Here is a 3,011-nt window from a genome sequence, read left to right on the forward strand (position 1 = left end):
GTGTCCAGGCTAAGGTAAAGTTTGTGAAATGCAAACTTTCGGCGAATGTCGTCTTCACAGTATAACCAGATTGCTTGGGGTTATATGGTCAAGTGAAGAAGCGCATACGGTGGATGCCTTGGCAGTCAGAGGCGATGAAAGACGTGGTAGCCTGCGAAAAGCTTCGGGGAGTCGGCAAACAGACTGTGATCCGGAGATGTCTGAATGGGGGAACCCAGCTGTCATAAGACAGTTACCTTACACTGAATACATAGGTGTATGGAGCGAACCAGGGGAACTGAAACATCTAAGTACCCTGAGGAAAAGAAATCAACCGAGATTCCCTTAGTAGTGGCGAGCGAACGGGGACCAGCCCTTAAGTTGATTTGAGATTAGCGGAACGCTCTGGAAAGTGCGGCCATAGTGGGTGATAGCCCTGTACGCGAAAATCTCTTGTCAATGAAATCGAGTAGGACGGGGCACGAGAAACCTTGTCTGAACATGGGGGGACCATCCTCCAAGGCTAAATACTACTGACTGACCGATAGTGAACCAGTACCGTGAGGGAAAGGCGAAAAGAACCGCGGAGAGCGGAGTGAAATAGATCCTGAAACCGTATGCGTACAAGCAGTGGGAGCCCACTTTGTTGGGTGACTGCGTACCTTTTGTATAATGGGTCAGCGACTTATTTTCAGTGGCGAGCTTAACCGAATAGGGGAGGCGTAGCGAAAGCGAGTCTTAATAGGGCGTCTAGTCGCTGGGAATAGACCCGAAACCGGGCGATCTATCCATGGGCAGGTTGAAGGTTAGGTAACACTGACTGGAGGACCGAACCGACTACCGTTGAAAAGTTAGCGGATGACCTGTGGATCGGAGTGAAAGGCTAATCAAGCTCGGAGATAGCTGGTTCTCCTCGAAAGCTATTTAGGTAGCGCCTCATGTATCACTGTAGGGGGTAGAGCACTGTTTCGGCTAGGGGGTCATCCCGACTTACCAAACCGATGCAAACTCCGAATACCTACAAGTGCCGAGCATGGGAGACACACGGCGGGTGCTAACGTCCGTCGTGAAAAGGGAAACAACCCAGACCGTCAGCTAAGGTCCCAAAGTCATGGTTAAGTGGGAAACGATGTGGGAAGGCTTAGACAGCTAGGAGGTTGGCTTAGAAGCAGCCACCCTTTAAAGAAAGCGTAATAGCTCACTAGTCGAGTCGGCCTGCGCGGAAGATGTAACGGGGCTCAAACCATGCACCGAAGCTACGGGTATCACGCAAGTGATGCGGTAGAGGAGCGTTCTGTAAGCCTGTGAAGGTGAGTTGAGAAGCTTGCTGGAGGTATCAGAAGTGCGAATGCTGACATGAGTAACGACAATGGGTGTGAAAAACACCCACGCCGAAAGACCAAGGTTTCCTGCGCAACGTTAATCGACGCAGGGTTAGTCGGTCCCTAAGGCGAGGCTGAAAAGCGTAGTCGATGGAAAACAGGTTAATATTCCTGTACTTCTGGTTATTGCGATGGAGGGACGGAGAAGGCTAGGCCAGCCTGGCGTTGGTTGTCCAGGTTTAAGGTGGTAGGCTGAAATCTTAGGTAAATCCGGGGTTTCAAGGCCGAGAGCTGATGACGAGTGTTCTTTTAGAACACGAAGTGGTTGATGCCATGCTTCCAAGAAAAGCTTCTAAGCTTCAGGTAACCAGGAACCGTACCCCAAACCGACACAGGTGGTTGGGTAGAGAATACCAAGGCGCTTGAGAGAACTCGGGTGAAGGAACTAGGCAAAATGGCACCGTAACTTCGGGAGAAGGTGCGCCGGTGAGGGTGAAGGACTTGCTCCGTAAGCTCATGCCGGTCGAAGATACCAGGCCGCTGCGACTGTTTATTAAAAACACAGCACTCTGCAAACACGAAAGTGGACGTATAGGGTGTGACGCCTGCCCGGTGCCGGAAGGTTAATTGATGGGGTTAGCTAACGCGAAGCTCTTGATCGAAGCCCCGGTAAACGGCGGCCGTAACTATAACGGTCCTAAGGTAGCGAAATTCCTTGTCGGGTAAGTTCCGACCTGCACGAATGGCGTAACGATGGCGGCGCTGTCTCCACCCGAGACTCAGTGAAATTGAAATCGCTGTGAAGATGCAGTGTATCCGCGGCTAGACGGAAAGACCCCGTGAACCTTTACTATAGCTTTGCACTGGACTTTGAATTTGCTTGTGTAGGATAGGTGGGAGGCTTTGAAGCGTGGACGCCAGTCTGCGTGGAGCCAACCTTGAAATACCACCCTGGCAACTTTGAGGTTCTAACTCAGGTCCGTTATCCGGATCGAGGACAGTGTATGGTGGGTAGTTTGACTGGGGCGGTCTCCTCCTAAAGAGTAACGGAGGAGTACGAAGGTGCGCTCAGACCGGTCGGAAATCGGTCGTAGAGTATAAAGGCAAAAGCGCGCTTGACTGCGAGACAGACACGTCGAGCAGGTACGAAAGTAGGTCTTAGTGATCCGGTGGTTCTGTATGGAAGGGCCATCGCTCAACGGATAAAAGGTACTCCGGGGATAACAGGCTGATACCGCCCAAGAGTTCATATCGACGGCGGTGTTTGGCACCTCGATGTCGGCTCATCACATCCTGGGGCTGAAGCCGGTCCCAAGGGTATGGCTGTTCGCCATTTAAAGTGGTACGCGAGCTGGGTTTAGAACGTCGTGAGACAGTTCGGTCCCTATCTGCCGTGGACGTTTGAGATTTGAGAGGGGCTGCTCCTAGTACGAGAGGACCGGAGTGGACGAACCTCTGGTGTTCCGGTTGTCACGCCAGTGGCATTGCCGGGTAGCTATGTTCGGAAAAGATAACCGCTGAAAGCATCTAAGCGGGAAACTTGCCTCAAGATGAGATCTCACTGGAACCTTGAGTTCCCTGAAGGGCCGTCGAAGACTACGACGTTGATAGGTTGGGTGTGTAAGCGCTGTGAGGCGTTGAGCTAACCAATACTAATTGCCCGTGAGGCTTGACCATATAACACCCAAGCAATCTGCAGACAGACAGCAG

1 rRNA gene is annotated in these 3,011 nt (G+C 51.9%); it reads left to right on the forward strand.

From position 1 onward, the window contains the following. Positions 1-86: 86 nt before the first annotated feature. Positions 87-2,978 (forward strand): 23S ribosomal RNA (locus tag QRN48_RS22925). The last annotated feature ends 33 nt before the right edge of the window (positions 2,979-3,011 follow it).

The organism is Pseudomonas sp. ME-P-057, from assembly GCF_030208975.1.
Lineage (GTDB): Bacteria > Pseudomonadota > Gammaproteobacteria > Pseudomonadales > Pseudomonadaceae > Aquipseudomonas > Aquipseudomonas lutea.